Source organism: Bradyrhizobium sp., from assembly GCF_049581145.1.
Lineage (GTDB): Bacteria > Pseudomonadota > Alphaproteobacteria > Rhizobiales > Xanthobacteraceae > Bradyrhizobium.
Window position 1 is genome coordinate 1 of the sequence record NZ_JBAURI010001187.1, and the last position, 2,501, is coordinate 2,501.

Sequence of the window (2,501 nt, forward strand, 5' to 3'; positions counted from 1 at the left end):
GGGCGCGCCGAGCGGTGCGCGACCTTGACGCCAGGATTGTTGCGCTCAGGCCGGGCGCGCGCCGGTGTGGATGATCGAGCCGACGTGCTGGCCGCGCAGCGCGGCGGTGAGCCGGCCCGGCACCAGGCCGTTCACGACCTGCACGCGTTCGATATGGCGCGCGTTCGCCATCACCTCGAGCAGCGCCCGATCGAACGGCAACGTGCCCTCGAGCTTCGCGAGCTCGGTGAAATTCGTCTCGCGCAGCAACTCCGCCTTTTTCCCGCCGGGACCTTTGGGGTCGGAGGTGTACACCCCATCCACGTCCTCCACGATCGTGAGGCCGGCCGCCCCAAGCGCATCGGCAATCAGAAAAGCCCCGGTATCGGCCCGATGGGTCGGAATGCGTGAGGTCGGAAACTCGTGGTGGTGATACGGAGGAAAGGCGCTGCCGACCACGGCGCGAGCCGCCGTGAGGTGAATGGCGAGCTGGTTCGCGATGGTCGGATGCTCGATGTAGGACACCCCCTCCGGCGCGAGCAGAGATGCGAGGATGTGGCCATTCTGGCCGGCCTCGCTGGCGGCGAGCGGGGCCAAGGAGCCGACCGGCAGGCCGAGGTCGAGGCCGACACCGTAGACGTGGCGGGCGCGGATGCCCGCACCGGTCAGGATCAGCAGACGATGTTCGGGCAAGAGCTTCCGGATCTCGTCCACGAGGGGCAGGATCGCTTCCTGGCCGCGATCCATGATGGAGCGGCCGCCGATCTTCACGACCTGCAGCCAGGGCAGCAGCCGGATCGGGCGCCCGCCGGCGACGGGGCGGGTCAGCTTGCCGTCGAGCAGGGTCTGGCGCGCGAGCGGCGAAGCGACGTGCTTGATGTCGTTCTTGATATCGACCATGGCGGTATTCTCTTCAGCTCGCGGTGATGATGGTGCCGACGTGCTCGCCGGCCAGCGCGCGGGTCAGGTTGCCGGGGATCAGGCCATTCACGACCTGCACCTGACGGACGTGACGCGCCTGCTCGAGCAGGTCGAGCATCGGGAATTCGAGGATCGAGTCATGCAGCCCCTCGGCCTTCATCTCGGGCACCGAGATCTTCGGGATCAGGATGGCGCCCTTCTTGGTCTTCGGGTTCGCGGTGTAGAGGCCGTCTTCGTCCTTCACGTAGATCATCGCCTTGCAGCCGAACTGCTCGGCGACGAGGAAGCATCCGGCGTCGGTCCGGTAGGGCGGGAGGACGCCCTCGGGAGGAGGACGCATCCAGAGGCCGTAGGGCGGCATGCCGCTGAAGACGACGGCGTTCACCTCGGCGAGATAGAGCGGCACCGCCGAAAGCCCGGCACCGTCCACCGCGGAAATACCGTACTTCGCGAGCAGCTGTCCCAGCATCACCGCATTCTGATCGGCAACCGAGGCGCCGAGCTGCGAGAGCACGCCCGCTGGCAAGTTCAGCCCAGCCGCGATCGAATAGAGATGGCGAGCCCTTGTCCCCGCCCCGGTCCCGATCAATAGCTTGTGGCGCTTGCGGGCGGCCACGATCTCGTCGACCAGCGGATAGACGGCCGCGCGGCCGCGGTCGATGACGCTCTGGCCGCCGATCTTGATCACTGTCGCGTCCGGCAGGATCCGGAAATCCGCCGCCGCGTTCGCCGCCGTCTCAAGCTGCGCGTCGGTCAGCGAACGCTGCATTAGGAGCGCCTCGAGCTCCGCCGTTGTGGTCGCCATGAGCAATGCCTTTCGTCTTTCCGGCGCGTGTGGACACGATCGGCAGGTCCGCGAGCCTCCCGGGACCGATGTCTGCCGCCGGTTTTCTGCAAGGGGCTAGGTTGAATGGAACGCGGAACCGGTACCTGAGGCAGCCTTTTGCTACCTGAGCACCACCGACGGGCTCGATGGAGAGCCTGCAGGGTTACATCCTCAGCCCTGATGAAAGAAGGATTTTTGCTCGCGCGTCAATCCGGCACCAATGATATTGTTATTTTTCAATAAGCTATGTATGTTCTTATACAGGTTTGGGTATTATGCCGTTTCGGCTCAAGGCCTTAGACTGCTCAAGTCCCCTGAGACGCGTCGACACATCGCGCCGAAATCGGCTCATGTTGCGAGCAGGGCATCGAAGCGTGCCGCGGCCGCCATCCAGTCGAACTCGACAGCAGCCGGCGCGAGGCTGTCGCTGCCGCCAAGCCATGCCTCATCGCGCGACCTGCGATCCAGCGCCAGCATAAGCCCCTGGTTCATCTCATAGACGCCCCAGGACAATCCGGCGGTCCGCAGCGCCGATTGCAATGCGGACTGCACCAATCCCCGCAGCGCCCAATGCGGTTCGGACAACGGGACCTCGACATCCCTGCCCGCAGCAGCGCCGGCGCAGGCCCGCCGGTCGAACGAAGCGTGCCCGCGGCAGGCCAGCGGGCGGACCGGATGGACAACGCAGACCCCGCGGACGACGAATGGACACGGCTTGCGCAAGGCCATCCGCTCGGCCTCGCTCAGTCCGCGCGTGGCGCGGTCCGAAAGCGCG

2 protein-coding genes and 1 pseudogene are annotated in these 2,501 nt (G+C 66.1%); all 3 read right to left on the reverse strand.

The window, feature by feature from the left end; genetic code table 11:
* Positions 1–45: 45 nt before the first annotated feature.
* Entirely contained in the window at positions 46–879 is an 834-nt protein-coding gene (locus WCB02_RS37730; RefSeq protein WP_423967073.1) for a molybdenum storage protein subunit alpha, read from the reverse strand.
* A 13-nt stretch (positions 880–892) separates the two neighbouring features.
* Positions 893–1,705, reverse strand: coding sequence for a uridine kinase (locus WCB02_RS37735; RefSeq protein ID WP_423967075.1), 813 nt, complete (start codon positions 1,703–1,705; stop codon positions 893–895).
* 369 nt (positions 1,706–2,074) lie between these two features.
* Positions 2,075–2,501, reverse strand: a pseudogene (locus WCB02_RS37740) (hypothetical protein); the annotation flags it as partial.